Origin of the sequence: Jannaschia maritima (assembly GCF_030973515.1) — a bacterium.
GTDB classification, from domain to species: Bacteria; Pseudomonadota; Alphaproteobacteria; order Rhodobacterales; family Rhodobacteraceae; genus Jannaschia; species Jannaschia maritima.
The window spans coordinates 11,966-29,115 of record NZ_JARGZA010000003.1 but is presented as its reverse complement, the minus strand read 5'-3'; the positions used below and the strand labels follow the sequence as shown (position 1 = coordinate 29,115).

Below are 17,150 nucleotides of genomic sequence, written 5' to 3'. Positions count from 1 at the left end.
TCGAAGCGGCCCGCGCGGCCGTGGGGGAGGTACCCGTGTCGCAGGACGCAACCCACGATCCGATCCCGCTGCCCCTGGCGGCGTTGCATGCCGAGCTGGGCGCGCGGATGGTCCCCTTCGCGGGTCATGCCATGCCCGTGCAGTACCCGATGGGGGTGATGGCCGAACACGTTCACACGCGCACCCATGCGGGATTGTTCGACGTCAGCCACATGGGACAGGTCGTGCTGGAAGGCGACGGCGCGGCGGCCGCGCTGGAACGCCTGGCCCCGATGAACGCCGTCGATCTGCCGGCCGGGCGGCAGCGCTACGGCGTGCTGCTGAACGATCGCGGCGGCATCCTCGACGATCTGATGGTCGCCAATCACGGCGAACGCCTAGTCCTGGTGGTCAACGGCGCGACGAAGCACGTCGACATGGACGTCCTGCGCGCGGGCCTGCCGGATCACGCGCCCCGCCTGTTGAAGGACCGTGCGCTGCTAGCGCTGCAGGGACCGGCGGCGGAGGATGCGCTGGCGACGGTGGTCCCGGCGGTGGCGTCCATGCGCTTCATGGACGCCGCCAGCAACGACTGGCAGGGCGCGGATCTCTGGATCAGCCGGTCGGGCTATACCGGCGAGGACGGCTTCGAGGTCAGCCTGCCCGTGGATGCCGCCGAACCCTTCGCCCGTGCGCTGCTCGCGCACGATGCCGTCGCACCCATCGGTCTGGGCGCGCGCGACAGCCTGCGGCTGGAGGCGGGCATGCCCCTCTATGGTCAGGACCTGACGCCGGAGGTCACGCCGGTGGAGGCGGGGCTCGCCTGGTCGATCCCGAAGGTCCGCCGCGAGGGCGGCGCGCGCGAAGGCGGCTTCGCGGGGGCCGAGCGCATCCTGGGCGAACTGACGGACGGCCCCTCGCGCATCCGGGTCGGGCTGGCCCCGCGGGGCCGGGCGCCCATGCGCGCGGGCACGATGCTCTATGCCGATGGTGCGGCTACGGCCCCACTGGGCACCGTCACCTCCGGCGGGTTCGGCCCCACGGTCGGGGCACCCGTGGCCATGGGCTACGTCCCCGCGGGCACCGCCGCCGGCACCGTCCTGATGGGCGACGTCCGCGGGCGGCGCCTGCCCGTCGCGGTGACGGACCTTCCCTTCCACACTCCGCGTTACAAGCGTTGAACGGCCGACCCCGAGACAGGAGGATCCCATGAAGTACACCGAAGACCACGAATGGCTGGACGCCGACGACAACCTCGTGACCGTCGGCATCACCGAATACGCGGCCAAGCAGTTGGGCGACGTCGTGTTCGTCGAACTGCCGGAGGTCGGCCGCGAGGTCGTGAAGGGCGAGGAGATCGTCGTGATCGAATCCGTGAAGGCCGCATCCGACATCACGGCGCCACTGGACGGCGAGATCGCCGAGGTGAACGAGGCGCTGGCCGACAACCCCGGCCTGGTGAACGAGGACCCCGAAGCCGCCTGGTTCTTCAAGATGACCACCACCACGCCGGAGGAGATGGACGACCTGATGGACGAGGATGCCTACAACGAACATATCGGCGAATGACGTGGGGTGGGCATCACCATGCCCACCGCGCCGATGTATCCCGATGCGCCCCGGTGGGCATGGTGATGCCCACCCCACGATCCATGCCAGTTCCGGACCACGCACCATGCCCCTGACCGACTACGACACCTACGATTTCGCGAACCGCCGCCATATCGGCCCCTCGCCGGAGGAGATGGCCGAGATGCTGCGCGTCGTGGGCGTGGGCAGCCTGGACGACCTGATCAATCAGACCGTGCCCGCGTCGATCCGCCAGGCCGAGCCCCTGTCCTGGCCGCAGATGACGGAGGCCGAGATCCTGGCTGAGATGCGGGGGCTGGCGGGCCGGAACCGCGTCACCACGTCGATGATCGGGCAGGGCTATCACGACACGCTCACGCCGCCGGCCATCCAGCGCAACATCCTGGAGAACCCGGCCTGGTACACGGCCTACACCCCCTATCAGCCGGAGATCGCGCAGGGCCGGCTCGAAGCGCTGTTGAACTTCCAGACGATGATCGCCGACCTGACCGGGCTGCCGGTCGCCAACGCCTCCCTGCTGGACGAGGCGACGGCCTGCGCGGAGGCGATGGTCATGGCCCGCCGCGTGGCCAGGTCGAAGGCCGACGCCTTCTTCGTCGACGCGAACTGCCACCCCCAGAACATCGCCGTGATGCGCACCCGGGCCGAGCCGCTGGGCATCGAAGTGATCGTGGGTGAACCGGAAAACCTCGATCCGTCAAAGGTCTTCGGGGCGATCTTCCAGTACCCCGGCACCCACGGGCACCTGAACGACCCCACGGACGCCATCGCCGACCTGCACCGCGAGAACGCGCTGGGCATCGTTGCCTGCGACCTTCTGGGGCTGTGCCTGCTGAAGGAGCCGGGTGCCATGGGGGCCGACATCGCCGTGGGCTCCGCGCAGCGCTTCGGCGTGCCCCTGGGCTATGGCGGCCCGCATGCCGCGTTCTTCGCCTGCGTCGATGCCCACAAGCGGCACATGCCCGGCCGCCTGGTCGGCGTCAGCGTCGACGCCCACGGCAACCAGGCGTTCCGCCTGTCGCTGCAGACCCGCGAGCAGCACATCCGCCGCGAGAAGGCCACGAGCAACGTCTGCACCGCCCAGGCGCTGCTGGCGGTGATGGCCAGCTTCTATGCCGTCTTCCACGGGCCGAAGGGCCTGCACCACATCGCCACCCGCGTCCACGCCCACGCGGTCGCCCTGCGCGACGCGCTGGCCGGTACCGGCTTCGACGTCGCCCCGAAGCACGTCTTCGACACCCTGACGGTCACCGTCGGTCCGATGCAGGGCGTGATCTGGCGTGCCGCCCGGGCCGAGGGCATCACGCTGCGCCGGGTGGGCCGCGACCGCATCGGCGTCGCCTGCGACGAGGTGACGGACGCGGACGTCCTGACCCGCCTGCTGCGGGCCTTCGGGATCGAAGGACAGGTCGCCCCGACCCGAACCGACATCCCCGACGCCCTGCGCCGGCGCACCGACTACCTGACGCATCCGACCTTCCACATGAACCGGGCGGAGGCCGAGATGATGCGCTACATGCGCCGTCTCGCCGACCGCGACCTGGCGCTCGACCGCGCGATGATCCCCCTGGGCAGCTGCACGATGAAGCTGAACGCGGCGGTCGAGATGATGCCCGTCACCTTCCCGGAGTTCAGCCGCATCCACCCCTTCGCCCCGCCCGAGGATGCGGAAGGATACAAGGCGATGATCGACGATCTGGCCCACCGGCTGTGCGTCATCACCGGCTACGACGCGATGTCGATGCAGCCCAATTCCGGCGCGCAGGGGGAGTATGCGGGCCTGCTGACCATCGCGGCCTATCACAAGGCCAACGGCGACGAGCGTCGGCGCGTCTGCCTGATCCCCACCTCCGCGCACGGCACCAACCCGGCCTCCGCGCAGATGGCGGGGATGAAGGTGGTCGTCGTGAAGGCCGCTGCGAACGGCGACGTCGACCTGGACGACTTCCGCGCCAAGGCCGAAGCCGCGGGCGACGCGCTGGCCGCCTGCATGATCACCTATCCCTCCACCCACGGCGTGTTCGAGGACACGGTGCGCGAGGTCTGCGAGATCACCCACGCGCACGGGGGTCAGGTCTATCTCGACGGGGCCAACCTCAACGCGATGGTCGGCCTGTCGAAGCCGGGCGAGATCGGCGCCGACGTCAGTCACCTGAACCTGCACAAGACGTTCTGCATCCCGCATGGCGGCGGTGGCCCCGGCATGGGCCCCATCGGCGTGCGCGCCCACCTGGCGCCGCACCTGCCGGGCCACCCCGACCTGGGCACCGATGCCCCCGTCTCGGGCGCGCCCTACGGGTCGGCGTCGATCCTGCCCATCAGCTACGCCTATGTGCGCATGATGGGCGGGGCGGGGCTGACGCAGGCCACGAAGGTCGCGATCCTGTCGGCCAACTACATCGCCGCGCGGCTGGACGGGGCCTACGACGTGCTGTTCACCGGCCGGAAGGGCCGGATCGCGCACGAATGCATCCTGGACACGCGGCCCTTCAAGGACGGCGCGGGCGTGACGGTGGACGACATCGCCAAGCGGCTGATCGACAACGGCTTCCACGCCCCCACCATGTCCTGGCCAGTGGCGGGCACCCTGATGGTGGAGCCTACGGAATCCGAGACGAAGGCCGAGCTCGACCGCTTCGTCACCGCGATGCTCGCCATCCGGGACGAGATTCGCGCGGTCGAGGACGGGGCATACGCCGTGGAGGACAGCCCCCTGCGCCAGGCTCCCCACACGATGGAGGATCTGGTCCGCGACTGGGACCGCCCCTATGGCCGGGAGCAGGGCTGCTTCCCCCCGGGCGCGTTCCGGATCGACAAGTACTGGCCGCCCGTGAACCGCGTGGACAACGTCGCGGGCGACCGCAACCTCGTCTGCACGTGCCCGCCGGTGGAGGAGTACCTGGAGGCGGCTGAGTAGGGACGGCGCGCGGCGGACGGCATCGGTGCGACCCGGCGCCGTTCCGCCAACGGCCACCCTTCGCGCATGATTGGCGGGGCTTGGCCGACCTGTCAGGCGAGGCCCGGCCCATTCCGTTCGCCCGGGGTAGGGGCACGTGCGTGCCGCCCCGACCGCTCGCTAGGTTCCGTCATGGCGCGCATGGCGCGTCCCAACGAACGGAGCGAGACATGACCCAGTTGAAGATCATCGCCGCCCTCGCCGCCCTTCTGACGTTGGCGGCCTGTCAGGAGGATGGGACCGCGACGCCGGACGCCGCGACGGACGCGCCGGCCGCGACCCCGACCCCCGTGCAGTAAGGGCCTGCATGAAGAAGTATCCCCGACCGTGCGAACGGCCGGGGCACCATCACTCACATCGGACGGTCACCTCAGTCGGTGGTGACGACGACGGCCTCCTCGGTCGTGGTCGTCGCCGCCGGCACCGTGGCCGTGTCGACGTCGTTGTCGAAGAAGCCCAGCAGCCAGGCAAGCGCCAGCAGGGCCAGCAGCGCCAGAAGGGCGTACAACAGGATCTTGCCGATACCCGGGCCGGTCGAGGCGTCGCGGTGGACCTTGGGATCGCGGAAGTCGGAAGACTTGTCTGCCATGGGGCGTTCCTTGCATGTCGTTGGGGACCGATCGCATCGGCCGGTTTCACGCCCCGCGAGTGGGGCCGATATGCCAACGGAACGCGCGGACCCCAGTGGGTGGTTCCGCTCCGACCGATTGACTTTTCCACAGGGAACGAATCGCCCCACCCCCTGTTGTGATGCCGTGACGACGACGGCGGCGTCCGGTCCTTCCGAGGGGCGGGCGACCGCCTCCCGCCACGGTGATCCAATGCCCGGAGGGGAGGGTGCGATGACGGACCGAATCGACCGAGACGCCCCCGACGTGACGCGCATTCCCGTGGTGGAGGAGCGTTTGCGTGTCGACAAGCGCGCCACCACGGACACGGCCGCCACGATCCGTTTGCGGACCCGGTCCGAGGACGTCAGCGTGGACGAACGGTTGACCCGGGAGGGCATCGAGATCGAGCGCGTCCCGGCCGACCGCATCCATGACGAGCCGCCGCGCACGCGCACCGAAGGTACGACCACGATCATACCGGTGGTCGAGGAAGTCCTCGTGAAGCGATACCGTGTGGTGGAGGAGATCCGGCTGACCCGTCGGACCGATACCGTCGATCACGCCGAGGTCGTCACCCTGCGTCGTCAACGGGCGACGGTCGAGCCTGCGACCACCGACGACCCGGCCTGACGGCCGCGTCGTTCCCGCTCCGAACAACGAAACCCCAGCCCCCAAGGAGGCAACACCATGAGCAACACCATCACAGCGATCTATCGTACCAACGACGTGGCCGAACTGGTCCGCGCGAAGATCTCCGAACTCGGCGTCGGCGACCGCTACGTCCACGTGTTCGGCGGCGCCGACCGCTACGACGACATCGACACCCTGCACCTGCCCCACGACGAGGCGGCGACCTACAAGCAGGCGCTGCGCGAAGGGCATTACGTGGTCTCCGCGGACGTCGAGGACGCCCATATCGACCAGGTTGCCGAGATCATGCGCCACCCGGAAGGCGGCGTCGACATCGACAGCTACGAGACCGACTATCGCAGCAAGCCGGACTACGACGCGGACGCCTATGCCGCGACCGGCACGACCGGCACGACGGACGCCGTCGAAGGCGAGACGTCGATCCCGCTGGCCGAGGAGCGCATGCGCGTCGGCAAGCGCGTGACGGACCGCGGGTCCGCGCATGTCCGCACCTACGTCCAGGAAGTGCCCGTCGAGGAGCGCATCCGCCTGCGCGAGGAGCGCCTGTCGGTCGAACGCCGCCCCGTGGACCGGGTGGTCGAGGGCGCCGATGCGGACGCCCTGTTCCAGGACCGCGACATCGAGGTGACGACCCAGTCGGAGGAGGCCGTGGTCTCCAAGGAAGCCGTCGTCACCGAGGAGGTCGTCGTCGGCAAGGAGGTCACCGAGCACGAGGAAGTCGTGTCCGACACCGTGCGCAAGACCGAGGTGGACGTCGACCGCAAGAACGGCCGCACCGACGCGGCCTGAACCTTCCGCCGGTCAGAACGAAGGAAGCGCCCCGCCCCGCAGGCGGGGCGTTTTCACGTCCGGCCGTTCGACGCGGACGTTCCATGGTCGACCGTCCGGCCCGGACCCGATCCGGACCTTTACCCGTCAGGCCATTCCCTCGACTCCCACGACCTCCGCCACGCCCAGGTCCCGCAGCGCCGCCTTTCCCCGCAGGGTCAGATCGGTCTTGAACCGGAACTGCTCGCGCAGATCGAAGGGATACGCCTTCACCATGTACGACGTCCCGGTCACGTCGGGTTTGGCCATGACCGCGACGGGACGGTCGAAATGAAGGTACGCGCTCGTCGCCGCGACGTCGTGCAGCGCGGCCCGCACCGCCGCCCCGTCGTGGTCCGGATCGACCCGGAAGGTCGCGACCACCATACAGGTCCGCGTCCCGTCGTTCGCGTTTGCCACGTTGTCGTCCCAGATCTGCGAATGCGGCACGATGATCGCGTTGTCCTCCGCGGTCACCATGCGGAAGCTGCGAAGCCCCACGGACCGGACCTCGCCGTAATCGTCGCCGACGCGCACCCAGTCCCCCGGGCGATAGGGACGCTCGAACACGGCCACCACGCCGGCCACGACGCTGGTGACCAGGTCCTTGAACGCGAAGCCGATGGCCACGCTGGCCGCACCCGCGATGACCAGGAAGTTCTGGAACGTGACGTTGAACACCTCCGGGATCAGCAGCAGGACCGCGACCGTGATCAGCAGCAGCCGCGCGATGGGAACCGCGCCCAGCAGATACAGGCGCAGCGGCGACGGCCCCCGCTCCGCCAGGAACGGAAGCACGATGCGCAGCGCGACGATCGTGGCCCATGTCCCCAGCACGATCAGCGCGATCCAACCGAAGCTGATCTCGCCCAGATCGTTGAGAAGGGTGCTGGCCTTCGCGTCCGCGTCGGAACCGATGTCGTCGCCCATCACGGCTCTCCCAGCGAAAGGCCCGCATCGGCCAGGGCCTGACGGACGGACGGATAGGCCCCGGCCCGGACGCGCAGGTGTTCGCCGTCGCGCACGATCAGGTCGCGTTCCAGGCAGGCGGCGATCAGGGGCAGGGGCGCGCGGACGGGCACGATCCGTTCGATCGCATCCGGCGACAGGCCGTCGTGGATCAGGATCGCGTGCAACAGCAGGGCCGCCCCTTCCCGGTCGGTGGGCGGCAGGACCTGGGCCTGCCACGGGACCAGCCACAACGCTTCGCCGTCCTGCACGCGGTCCCCACGCGCACGGTCACCCGCGTCGCCGTCCGCGTCCGGGCGGGCCGTGCGCAACGCGTCGCGCCAGACCGCCGCAGCCACCCAGGGAATGCCGCGGGCCCGCGCGGCCAGCTTCGCCATCGGGTCGTCCCGGCCACCGTTCGCGCGGTCGGGGTCCAGCACGTCGCGTTCGTCGGTCGCGTCGCGGATGCGCTCGTCCGCCGCCGCGGCGGCCCCGACCAGCCAGTCCCGCAGGGCCCTGGCGTCGTGCGCGGACGGGGTCGACACGTCGCCCGCCACGAGCCCCGCCCCGAGCACGCGGTCCAGGTATGCCCAGGTCCAACCGCCCGCGCCCAGAAGCACCCGCCGATCCGTGACGGCGGCCGCGTCGAGGAGCCCCCGCAGGTGCCGCAGCCCCAGGCGGTGGCGCAGGAACCACCGTCCGAGATCCGGCACGACGAGGGGGCCCGTGCCGTTCAGGTCCGGCGGGTCGGGTTCGGGGTCCGAGATCAGCGCCGCCGCCGCCGGCGGTTCCAGGATCTCCATCCCGTGCCGTCGCGCGCAATCGGCGACCACCGGCCCGGGCGCGCAGGGGGGCACGACGACGACCCGCACCCGCGGGCCCGGTTCGCCCCGGACCCAGGGACCGAGGCCGCGATCCAGCATCGCGGGCACGTATCCCAACCCGGAGCGGGGCGCGATCCGATCCAGCCGTTCGGCGGGCACCGCGTCGAACGCCCCCTCGCCCGGCCGTGCCTCGTCCGCCGCCTCGGCGCCGTTCAGCGCGTCCCGCCACCGCCCCCAGACCTGCCGCAACCTGTCGTCGGCCGCCAGTTGGGGTGGGGCATAATCGTCCAGGGGCACCAATTCGGTGGGTTCGTCCGGCATCGCCTCGATTGTGGCCCGCCGCCGCCCGGTGTCCAGCGGTCTGTGGGCACCGTTCGAAGGGGGCCGGTCGAGCGGGCAGCGCGACCGCGTCCGTGCCGGTCGTCCGACGATGGGGCAGGGGATCTGTCCGACGCGGAGCAGACGCCGCGCAGACGCGGTGCAGACAGCCCGCGCCCACCGCTTGACACCCCCCGCCGCGGCCCGCATACGCCCTCCCATCGGGGCCATAGCTCAGTTGGTAGAGCGCGTCGTTCGCAATGACGAGGTCAGGGGTTCGACTCCCCTTGGCTCCACCATCCCCACCCGGATGGCCGCTTCCCGTCCCCCGAACATCCCGACCCGTGGAATGCGCGCCCCCCGCGACGACCGGCGGTGCCGCCCCTCCGAACCCCCAACGGAGAAAGGGTTTGCACGCCCCACGACGCCATGGGACACGGACCCACGTAGCCGGGGGTATGCCGATGGCCAAGGTCGTCACCATGGCGCAGCAGAAGGGCGGGTCGGGCAAGACCACCGTCACGATTCACCTCGCCGTCGAACTCGCCCGCCGCGGTCTGCGGGTCGCCGTCCTGGACCTCGATCCGCAGGGCAGCCTGGGGCGCTGGTTCATGATCCGGCTCGACCGCCATCCTTCGGCCACGGGCGACATCGGGTTCGGCACCGCGTCGGCCTGGGGCGTCACCTACGAGGTTTCCAAAAACGCGAGGACACACGACGTGATCCTCATCGACACGCCCCCCAAGATCGACGGCGATCTGAGGCCCGCCCTGAAGGTGGCCGATTTGGTCGTCGTCCCCGTTTCCGCCTCCGAGGTGGATCTGTGGGCGACGGAAGGCGTGCTGGAGCTTGCCGCGCGCGAGAAGCGGCGCCCCCTGGCCGTACTGAACCGGGCCCGCGCGGGCACGCGCCTGACCGACAAGATACGCGCCGCCATCACCGAACTCGACGCGGATCCGGCGGAGACGGTCTTGGCGCAGCGGGTGGCTTATGCCGAAGCCATCGGCGCGGGCCAGGGCATCTGCGAGTATCCCGGTGCCAAGGCCGGCGCGGCGGAAGTGGCGGCCTTGGCCGACGAGGTGCTGGACCGTCTGGGACCCATCGGCTAGGCCCCGGTCCATGTTCACGGGCATCGTCACCGACATCGGCTCCGTCCGCGCGCTCGACCCCCGGGGCGATCTGCGCGTGCGCATCGGCACGACCTACGATCCCGCGGGCCTCGATCTCGGCGCGTCGGTCGCCTGCGACGGCTGCTGCCTGACGGTCGTGGACCGGGGCCGCGACGGGGCGGGTGCATGGTTCGACGTCGACGTCAGCGCGGAGTCGCTGTCCAAGACCCGTCTTGGGGAATGGGCGGAAGGTACGCGGGTCAACCTGGAACGCGCCTTGAAGGTCGGTGACGAACTGGGTGGCCATATCGTCAGCGGCCATGTCGACGGCGTCGCCCGCATCGTGTCCATCCGGGACGAGGGCGACAGCACGCGGCTGACCTTCGACATACCCGGGGGCCTGGCGCGGTTCATCGCGCCGAAGGGATCGGTCGCGCTGAACGGCACCTCGCTCACGGTCAACGAGGTCGAGGGCACGCGCTTCGGCATCAACCTGATTCCCCACACGCAACAGGTCACCACCTGGGGCGATGCCGCCGAAGGGGACCCGGTGAACCTGGAGGTGGACACGGTGGCCCGCTATGTCGCCCGGCTGCGCGACTGCGATGGCTAGGGTCGTGGTCATGCGGTCCCTGGAGGACGCGACAGGGGATCGCTGCGTCGACATCCTGGCAACGGGTGGCGACCACGGTTGGGTCGGATGCCGCCGCGATCCGGAGGACGCGCATGGCTGGCGCCGCCTGGACGCACCGCGCATGGGGTTCGCGTCCCTGGACGAGGCCCATCGCGCGGCGGCGTCCGCGGTCGGTTGGTTGAATTGACCCCCGGCATCGGCCACAATTCGGGCTGGGACGCGAACGGCTATGCCGGGCGCCTTCACCTGTGGCGCAAGGCCCGCGCATCCCTGGTGTCCAACCGTATCCCGGTGGAGGTGATCCGAACCCGCATGCGCCGCGCCGCGGCCCTCGGACTGGACTTCACCACCTATGCATCCATCCGCGCCGCATCGGGGCGCGACGTGGTGGCGCTGCTCTTCTCGTCCTCCGCCGTGGGGATGCTGCGGCGCGCGGAACTCGATGGGCGCGCCGCCGCCAAGCTGAGCGCGTTGGCCGTGGAACGCGGCGTCCTTGTTCACCGTCCTCTCCCCGCCACGGCCCCGCTGCCGCTCGACTGGGCGGCGCCCGCACCGGCCTTCACCGCCGATTGGTCCACGATCCGCGCCATGGTCATGGCACCCCTCCGGGATCGGGGTCTGCCCCCCGACGCGGTGCTGCTCGTGGGGGCCACGGCGGTGGAACGCGAATGGTGTGCCGCCGCGCGCGCGGCCGGGTGGATCGACGCGGAACGCTACTTCGCCGCGTGACTTGCCCTCGTGCACCGCAGGGTCCACCTGCGGGGGGGCACGCGCAGCCCATGCGGAGACGCCCATGACCCAGACCCTCGCCCTCATCACCGGCGCTTCCGGCGGCATCGGGCTGGAGCTTGCGCGCCTGCACGCGCGAAAGGGGGGCGACCTTCTGCTGGTCGCCCGGCGGGGCGACGTGCTCGACGACATCGCCGCCGACCTGCGCCAAGCGCACGGCGTCACGGTCGACACGGTCGCGGCCGACCTGACGACCCTCGAAGGCGTGCGCGCGACGGTCGCCGCGGCCGAGGGCCGTCCGGTGGAGGTGCTGATCAACAATGCGGGCTATGGGGGGCGTGGCCTGTTCGTGGAACGCGACCTGTCGGACGACCTTGCGATGGTCGACCTGAACGTTAAGGCGCTGATGGTCCTGTGCCACAGCGTCGGGGCCGCGATGGTCGCGCGGGGTCGGGGCCGCATCCTGAACGTGGCGTCCACGGCGGGCATGATGCCGGGACCGTTGCAGGCGACCTACTTCGCGTCGAAAGCGTTCGTGCGGTCGTTCTCCTTCGCCCTGGCGGAGGAGATGCGCGGCACCGGCGTCACGGTGACCGCCCTGTCCCCCGGCTACGTCGTGACGGGCTTCGCCGCCCGCGCGGACCTGGACGGAACCGATCTGACCAAGTCCGGCAGGTCCGCGGCGTCCGTGGCGAAGGTCGGCTACGACGCGATGCGCTTGGGCAAGCTGGAGGTCGTGAACGAGCCGGCGCTGTCCTTCGCGTCGAAGGCCGTGCTGCCGTTCGTCCCCACCCGTGCGCTGATGCGCATGGTGCGCAAGATGCAGACCAAGTAAGGCTTCCGCCATGGCAGATCTCATCCCATTCGAGAAACCGGGCCCCGTGGAACGCGAGCATTCCGACGTCATCTCGCGCATCGAGGACATCATCGAGGACGCGCGCAATGGGCGCATGTTCCTGCTGGTCGACCACGAGGACCGGGAGAACGAGGGCGACCTCGTGATTCCCGCGCAGATGGCGACCCCCGACGCGATCAACTTCATGGCGATCCACGGTCGCGGCCTGATCTGCCTGGCCCTGCCGGGCGAGCGGATCGACGCCCTGGGCCTGCCGCTGATGGCGTCCAGCAATTCCAGCCGCCACGAGACGGCGTTCACCACTTCGATCGAGGCCCGGGAAGGCGTCAGCACCGGGATCAGCGCGCACGACCGCGCCCGCACCGTGGCCGTGGCCATCGACGCGTCCAAGGGTGCCGCCGACATCGCCACGCCGGGCCACGTCTTCCCCCTGCGCGCCCGCGATGGTGGGGTCCTGGTCCGCGCGGGCCACACGGAGGCCGCGGTCGACATCAGCCGCCTGGCGGGCCTGAACCCGTCCGGCGTCATATGCGAGGTGATGAACGACGACGGGACGATGGCGCGCCTGCCCGACCTGGTGGCGTTCGCCCAACGGCACGGCATCAAGATCGGCACGATCAGCGACCTCATCGCGTATCGCCGCCGCCACGACCACCTGGTCAGCCAGACCCGCGTGCAGCCCGTCTCCGCTGCCGTGGGTGGCGAGTGGCTGATGCGCGTCTTCTCCGACGAGACGCAGGGGGCGGAGCATATCGTCCTGTCCAAGGGCGACCTGACAGGCCCCGGACCCCTGCTAGTCCGGATGCACGCCCTGAATCCCCTGGAGGACGTGCTTGGCATCGGCGGCAGCGACCTGGCGGGCGCGATGCGCGTCATCGCCGATGAGGGCCGCGGCGTCGTCGTCCTCCTGCGCGACACCGAGATGAAGCTCGACCCCGATGGCGTGTCGCCCGAGAAGCTGCGCCGCTATGGCCTCGGCGCGCAGATCCTCGCGGCCCTGAACGTGGGCGAGATGGAGTTGGTGACCAATTCGGGCACGCCGCGCATCGTGGGCCTCGACGCCTATGGGCTAACGATCACGGGCACGCGCCCCATTCCGGAAGGGTCCTGACATGGCCGGCACCGCGGACAACGTCCTGGACGTCCCGACCTTCGACGACCCCGTGAAGGTCCTGGTCGTGACCGCCCCCTATTACGGCACGATCGCGGGCATGCAGCTGGACGCCGTCCGTGCCGTCTTGGACCGTGCGGGCGCGACCCATGACGTGGTCGAAGTGCCCGGCAGCCTGGAGGTTCCGCCCGCCATCGCGATCGCCCACCGCCAGGCGGACTACGACGCGTATGTCGCGCTGGGCTGCGTGATCCGGGGAGCCACGTCCCATTACGACCTCGTCGTGAACGAGAGCGCGCGTGGCATCACCACCTTGACGCTGATGGGGGCCTGCGTGGGTAACGGCATCATCACCGTGGAGGACATGGACCAGGCCCTCGAGCGCGCCGACGGCGCCCGCCTCGACACGGCGGGACATGCGGCGAACGCGGCGCTGCACCTGTTGAAGCTCGCCAGGACGCTGAAGAAGGACACGAAGGGGATCGGGTTCCGCGCCGGGTCCTGATCCAGGCCGTCCGCAGCCGCGCATCCGCGATGATCCGGGTGACGACGCTTCGGTCATCGGTGATCCTCCTGGGGCGATGCCGTGCCGATGCGGGACGTGATCGCCCCTCAGCCGAAGCCGTAATAGGCCAGGACGCGGTTGTACCAATGCCCTTCGATCGCGGTTCCGACTTCGTGAAGGTCGGGGGCGCCCGACACGGGATCGGCGCCGCATTTCAGGTGCACCGTGCCACCGACCCAGTCGATCCGATCGAACACCTCCGCTGGCACGACGCGTTGGTTCGTGCCGCCACCCGTCTCGACCACCAGCATCGCGACGCGCCGGGCGTCCGTGTCGATCACCATGTCCATGACGGTGCCGGCCCGGGTGCCGTCCGCCGCCCGCACCGGCAGACCGTGCAGGTCGGACAGGTTCGCCAGCGGACCGGACCCTTCGGCCTGCGCCACCTGCGCGGGCGCAGGGGTCGTGTCCGGATCGCAAAGGACGGCGACGATGCCGCCCGCGCCCGCATCCTCCGCGGCGTCCTTCGACAGGGCGCTGGGCCATGTTCCCGCGTCGAGGTCGGGGGTGCCGAACGCGTCCGCCCGGACCGCGCAGCCGTGGCGTTCGAACCAGCCGGCCAGGCGTGTGACGACGTGGGTGACGCTGGGCTCGGCCTGCGCGCCCATCAGGTCGCTCACGTGATGACGCCCCCCGTCCTCGGACACGGCGGACAGGGACTGCAGGTCGCGAAGGCGGATCAGCATCGGAAGCTCCCGGGATAAGCTATGCGTCGCGTAAAGCCTAGTCACGTCGCCGACGCCGGGGCAACCGCAGACGCCCGTTGACCCCACCGGATGCCGCGCCTAGGTGCGCCTCCGATGCCGAACGCCAACCCAGACGACGCGCGCGCCCTGCGCAAGCGCATGCGCTCCGCCGCGCGCCTGTATGCCGTGCAGGCGCTGTTCCAGATGGAGGCGATGGGCCTGACCGTGGACAAGGTCCGCGCCGAGTTCGAGAGCCATCGCTTCGGCATGGTGATCGACGGGGTCGAGTTCTCCGAAGGGAACGTCGACCACTTCCGTCACGTCCTGTCGGAGGCCGTCGACAGGCAGGCCCGGATCGATCAGATGATCGATCGCGCCCTCGTCGCAAAGTGGCCGATCGGACGCCTCGATCCCGTGCTGCGGGCGGTCTTCCGCGCGGCCGCGTCCGAGTTGCTGACCTCGGACACGCCCCCCAAGGTCGTCATCACAGAATACATCGAAGTCGCCCGGGCCTTCTTTCCGGAGGGCAAGGAAGGCGGGTTCGTCAACGCCGTCCTCGACCACATCGCGCGAGAGGCGAAGCCGGACGCCTTCGCGTGAACGCCCGTCCGCACCGCAACTTCTATGGCCGGCGCAAGGGGCACAGCCTGAAGGGCGCGCAGGCCCGATACGTGCAGGAGGATCTGGCCGCGCTGGCGCCGGGCGCGGTGTCCTGGGACGACAACCCGGACCGCACGCCGCTCGATCTGGCTGCACGGTTCGGCGGGCGCGACGTGTGGCTGGAGGTCGGCTTCGGCGGCGGCGAGCACATGGTCGCCCAGGCGGTCGCGAACCGCGACGTGGGGATCATCGGGGCGGAACCCTACATCAACGGCGTCGCCATGCTGCTGGGAAAGCTGCGGCGGGCCGCGGTGGACAACGTGGCCATCCACCCCGGCGATGCGCGGGACGTGTTCGACGTGCTGCCCGACGCCAGCATATCGCGTGCGTTCCTGCTGTATCCCGATCCGTGGCCCAAGGTGCGGCATCACAGGCGCCGCTTCGTGACGGCCGAGCATCTGGAACCGCTCGCCCGCGTCCTGAAGCCCGGTTCGCAGTTCCGCGTGGCGACCGACATCCCCGACTATGTCCGGCAGACCCTGCTGGAAGTGCCGCGTCACGGCTTCCGCTGGACCGCGGACCGCGCCGCGGATTGGCGGACCCCATGGGACGACTGGACGCGCACGCGGTACGAGGCGAAGGCCGTGCGGGAAGGGCGAGTGCCCCATTACCTCACGTTCGTGCGGCTCTAGGGTCGGCGGCGCCGCGGCCGGTTCCGTCAGCCTTCCGGTGACGGGCGGTCGAACAGGTCGTCCGCCTCCGGCTCCGGGGTCGTGGCTTCCATCGGCGTCGCCTCCAGCAGCCCGGCGCTCCGCAGTTCCTTCAGCCCGGGCAGATCGCGGAGGGACTCCAGGCCGAAGTGGTCGAGGAAGGCGGGGGTCACCACGAAGGTGACGGGGCGGCCCGGCGTGTCGCGTCGGCGGCCCAGCTTGACCCAGTCCATGTCCATCAGGTGCTCGACCGTGCCGCGGGATACCGATACGCCGCGAATCTCCTCGATTTCGGCCCGCGTCACGGGCTGGTGATACGCGATGATCGCCAGCGTCTCCGTCGCCGCTTGGGACAGTCTTCGCGTTTCGGTCCTGTGATCCGTCATCAGGGCGGCCAGGTCCGGCGCGGTGCGGAAGGCCCAAGTCTCGCCCGCCCGAGCCAGTTCGACCCCCCGCCCGGCATAGCGTTCGGCCAGGGCGTCCAATGCGGCGCGTGCATCGCAGCCATGGGGCAGGCGGGCCTGTATCTCGGCCCGGGTCAGGGGGGCCGCACTCGCGAAGAGCAACGCCTCGACCATCCGCTCCTGCGCGATGGCGTCCGGGGCATCGAACAGGGCTGGCGTGTCGGCATCCGTCACGACCGCGCCCGGACGCGGATCGGGGCGAACGGGACCGTCTGTTCCAGTTCGACCTGGCCATGGCGGGCCAGCTCCAACGCCGCGGCAAAGGTCGCCGCCACCGCGGACCGCAGGCGTGCGGGATCGTCGAGCACGTCGCCGGGAAGGAAGCGCATCAGGTCGGACCAGCCCATCGTGGTGCCCAGCATGGGTCGCAGGCGGTCCAGCGCCTCCTCCATGGTCATCAGGTGCCGGCGATCGAAGACGAAGGGGCGGAACTCGTCCTTCGTGCGTGTGCGGGCATAGGCGCGCAGCAGGTCGATCAGGTTGGCTGTCCAGATCACGTCGCGGGTCCGGTCCGGGACGGTCGGCATTCCGCGCGCGAAGCGTTCCCGCCCCAGTCGCGCCCGGTCCCCAAGATCGGCTGCGGCCCGGCGCATGGCTTCGAGCCGTCGCAGCTGGAACGCCAGGCGGGCGGCCAGCTCGTCACCCGTCGGGCCGCCATCGCAGGGGTCGGGGGGAAGCAGCAGGCGGGACTTCAGATAGGCGAGCCAAGCCGCCATCACGAGGTAGTCGGCCGCCAGTTCGATCCGCAAGGCGCGCGCTTCCTCGACGAATCCGAGATACTGACGGGCGAGCTGCACGATGCTGACCTGACGCAGGTCGACCTTCTGGCTGCGTGCCAACGCCAACAGCACGTCGAGCGGCCCTTCGTACCCTTCGACGTCCACGACCAGCGTGTCGGCTGCCTCGCGGCGCGGGGCGACGGCACCTTCACGCAGGTCGTCCACATCCTTCATGGCGTGCCCCTCTTCACCCGGGGCACGCTTCGCGGGGCGGGGCGCGGTG

Annotated in this window: 21 protein-coding genes and 1 tRNA gene; 16 read left to right on the top strand and 6 right to left on the bottom strand. The window is 70.3% G+C overall.

What is annotated here, in order from left to right; translation table 11 throughout:
- Nucleotides 1-35 precede the first annotated feature (35 nt).
- The 4 genes from gcvT (at nucleotide 36) to P0084_RS03060 (ending at nucleotide 4,824) form a co-directional block, all read left to right on the top strand.
- Nucleotides 36-1,160 (top strand): glycine cleavage system aminomethyltransferase GcvT, encoded by a 1,125-nt coding sequence (gene gcvT, locus P0084_RS03075; RefSeq protein ID WP_308915337.1) that lies wholly within the window; start codon nucleotides 36-38, stop codon nucleotides 1,158-1,160.
- A gap of 28 nt (nucleotides 1,161-1,188) precedes the next feature.
- Nucleotides 1,189-1,548: a glycine cleavage system protein GcvH gene (gene gcvH, locus P0084_RS03070; RefSeq protein ID WP_308915336.1), complete on the top strand. Its 360-nt coding sequence runs from the start codon at nucleotides 1,189-1,191 to the stop codon at nucleotides 1,546-1,548.
- Nucleotides 1,549-1,654: 106 nt separating this feature from the next.
- Nucleotides 1,655-4,486, top strand: a complete 2,832-nt coding sequence (gcvP, locus tag P0084_RS03065) for an aminomethyl-transferring glycine dehydrogenase (RefSeq protein ID WP_308915335.1) — start codon at nucleotides 1,655-1,657, stop codon at nucleotides 4,484-4,486.
- 209 nt (nucleotides 4,487-4,695) lie between these two features.
- A complete protein-coding gene (locus tag P0084_RS03060) occupies nucleotides 4,696-4,824 on the top strand; it encodes a hypothetical protein (RefSeq protein ID WP_308915334.1) in 129 nt (42 codons plus the stop codon).
- 71 nt (nucleotides 4,825-4,895) lie between these two features.
- Here the strand turns inward: P0084_RS03060 and P0084_RS03055 are convergent, their stop codons facing one another.
- The gene (locus P0084_RS03055; RefSeq protein ID WP_308915333.1) at nucleotides 4,896-5,114 is read right to left on the bottom strand and encodes a hypothetical protein; all 219 of its coding nucleotides are present in this window, start codon (nucleotides 5,112-5,114) and stop codon (nucleotides 4,896-4,898) included.
- Between the two features lie 253 nt (nucleotides 5,115-5,367).
- Here P0084_RS03055 and P0084_RS03050 point away from each other — a divergent pair, with 253 nt between their 5' ends.
- Together P0084_RS03050 and P0084_RS03045 are read left to right on the top strand one after the other, a co-directional pair.
- Complete coding sequence (locus P0084_RS03050) at nucleotides 5,368-5,766, top strand: DUF2382 domain-containing protein (RefSeq protein WP_308915332.1); 399 nt, start codon at nucleotides 5,368-5,370, stop codon at nucleotides 5,764-5,766.
- A gap of 57 nt (nucleotides 5,767-5,823) precedes the next feature.
- Nucleotides 5,824-6,576: a YsnF/AvaK domain-containing protein gene (locus tag P0084_RS03045; protein ID WP_308915331.1), complete on the top strand. Its 753-nt coding sequence runs from the start codon at nucleotides 5,824-5,826 to the stop codon at nucleotides 6,574-6,576.
- A gap of 126 nt (nucleotides 6,577-6,702) precedes the next feature.
- On the opposite strand, the gene P0084_RS03040 is transcribed toward P0084_RS03045, so the two are convergent.
- The gene (locus P0084_RS03040) at nucleotides 6,703-7,524 is read right to left on the bottom strand and encodes a mechanosensitive ion channel family protein (protein WP_308915330.1); all 822 of its coding nucleotides are present in this window, start codon (nucleotides 7,522-7,524) and stop codon (nucleotides 6,703-6,705) included.
- Nucleotides 7,524-8,687: a hypothetical protein gene (locus P0084_RS03035; protein ID WP_308915329.1), complete on the bottom strand. Its 1,164-nt coding sequence runs from the start codon at nucleotides 8,685-8,687 to the stop codon at nucleotides 7,524-7,526. Before P0084_RS03035 ends, P0084_RS03040 begins: the two co-directional genes overlap by 1 nt.
- Before the next feature lie 220 nt (nucleotides 8,688-8,907).
- Between P0084_RS03035 and P0084_RS03030 the strand changes: the two genes are divergently transcribed.
- The 8 genes from P0084_RS03030 to P0084_RS02995 all read left to right on the top strand — a co-directional run bounded on the left by P0084_RS03030 (nucleotide 8,908) and on the right by P0084_RS02995 (nucleotide 13,628).
- A tRNA-Ala gene (locus P0084_RS03030) sits at nucleotides 8,908-8,983 on the top strand.
- A 165-nt stretch (nucleotides 8,984-9,148) separates the two neighbouring features.
- Complete coding sequence (parA, locus tag P0084_RS03025) at nucleotides 9,149-9,793, top strand: ParA family partition ATPase (protein ID WP_308915328.1); 645 nt, start codon at nucleotides 9,149-9,151, stop codon at nucleotides 9,791-9,793.
- Between the two features lie 10 nt (nucleotides 9,794-9,803).
- Nucleotides 9,804-10,406 (top strand): riboflavin synthase, encoded by a 603-nt coding sequence (locus tag P0084_RS03020; RefSeq protein ID WP_308915327.1) that lies wholly within the window; start codon nucleotides 9,804-9,806, stop codon nucleotides 10,404-10,406.
- On the top strand, nucleotides 10,399-10,614 hold the full coding sequence (locus P0084_RS03015) for a hypothetical protein (protein WP_308915326.1): 216 nt from the start codon (nucleotides 10,399-10,401) through the stop codon (nucleotides 10,612-10,614). Before P0084_RS03020 ends, P0084_RS03015 begins: the two co-directional genes overlap by 8 nt.
- On the top strand, nucleotides 10,602-11,156 hold the full coding sequence (locus P0084_RS03010; protein WP_308915325.1) for a hypothetical protein: 555 nt from the start codon (nucleotides 10,602-10,604) through the stop codon (nucleotides 11,154-11,156). Before P0084_RS03015 ends, P0084_RS03010 begins: the two co-directional genes overlap by 13 nt.
- Before the next feature lie 64 nt (nucleotides 11,157-11,220).
- Entirely contained in the window at nucleotides 11,221-11,991 is a 771-nt protein-coding gene (locus tag P0084_RS03005; RefSeq protein ID WP_308915324.1) for an SDR family NAD(P)-dependent oxidoreductase, read from the top strand.
- Nucleotides 11,992-12,001: 10 nt separating this feature from the next.
- Nucleotides 12,002-13,123, top strand: a complete 1,122-nt coding sequence (gene ribB, locus P0084_RS03000) for a 3,4-dihydroxy-2-butanone-4-phosphate synthase (RefSeq protein ID WP_308915323.1) — start codon at nucleotides 12,002-12,004, stop codon at nucleotides 13,121-13,123.
- A gap of 1 nt (nucleotide 13,124) precedes the next feature.
- Nucleotides 13,125-13,628, top strand: a complete 504-nt coding sequence (locus P0084_RS02995) for a 6,7-dimethyl-8-ribityllumazine synthase (RefSeq protein ID WP_308915322.1) — start codon at nucleotides 13,125-13,127, stop codon at nucleotides 13,626-13,628.
- Nucleotides 13,629-13,735: 107 nt separating this feature from the next.
- On the opposite strand, the gene P0084_RS02990 is transcribed toward P0084_RS02995, so the two are convergent.
- Nucleotides 13,736-14,374, bottom strand: coding sequence for a PRC-barrel domain-containing protein (locus tag P0084_RS02990; RefSeq protein WP_308915321.1), 639 nt, complete (start codon nucleotides 14,372-14,374; stop codon nucleotides 13,736-13,738).
- A gap of 114 nt (nucleotides 14,375-14,488) precedes the next feature.
- Between P0084_RS02990 and nusB the strand changes: the two genes are divergently transcribed.
- Together nusB and trmB are read left to right on the top strand one after the other, a co-directional pair.
- A complete protein-coding gene (nusB, locus tag P0084_RS02985; RefSeq protein WP_308915320.1) occupies nucleotides 14,489-14,974 on the top strand; it encodes a transcription antitermination factor NusB in 486 nt (161 codons plus the stop codon).
- Nucleotides 14,971-15,666 (top strand): tRNA (guanine(46)-N(7))-methyltransferase TrmB, encoded by a 696-nt coding sequence (gene trmB / locus P0084_RS02980; protein ID WP_308915319.1) that lies wholly within the window; start codon nucleotides 14,971-14,973, stop codon nucleotides 15,664-15,666. The genes nusB and trmB overlap by 4 nt, the downstream gene beginning before the upstream one ends.
- Before the next feature lie 26 nt (nucleotides 15,667-15,692).
- Here trmB and scpB read toward each other — a convergent pair whose 3' ends face one another.
- Together scpB and P0084_RS02970 are read right to left on the bottom strand one after the other, a co-directional pair.
- Nucleotides 15,693-16,322, bottom strand: coding sequence for an SMC-Scp complex subunit ScpB (gene scpB / locus P0084_RS02975; RefSeq protein ID WP_374213587.1), 630 nt, complete (start codon nucleotides 16,320-16,322; stop codon nucleotides 15,693-15,695).
- A complete protein-coding gene (locus tag P0084_RS02970) occupies nucleotides 16,319-17,101 on the bottom strand; it encodes a segregation and condensation protein A (protein ID WP_308915318.1) in 783 nt (260 codons plus the stop codon). Before P0084_RS02970 ends, scpB begins: the two co-directional genes overlap by 4 nt.
- Nucleotides 17,102-17,150 lie beyond the last annotated feature (49 nt).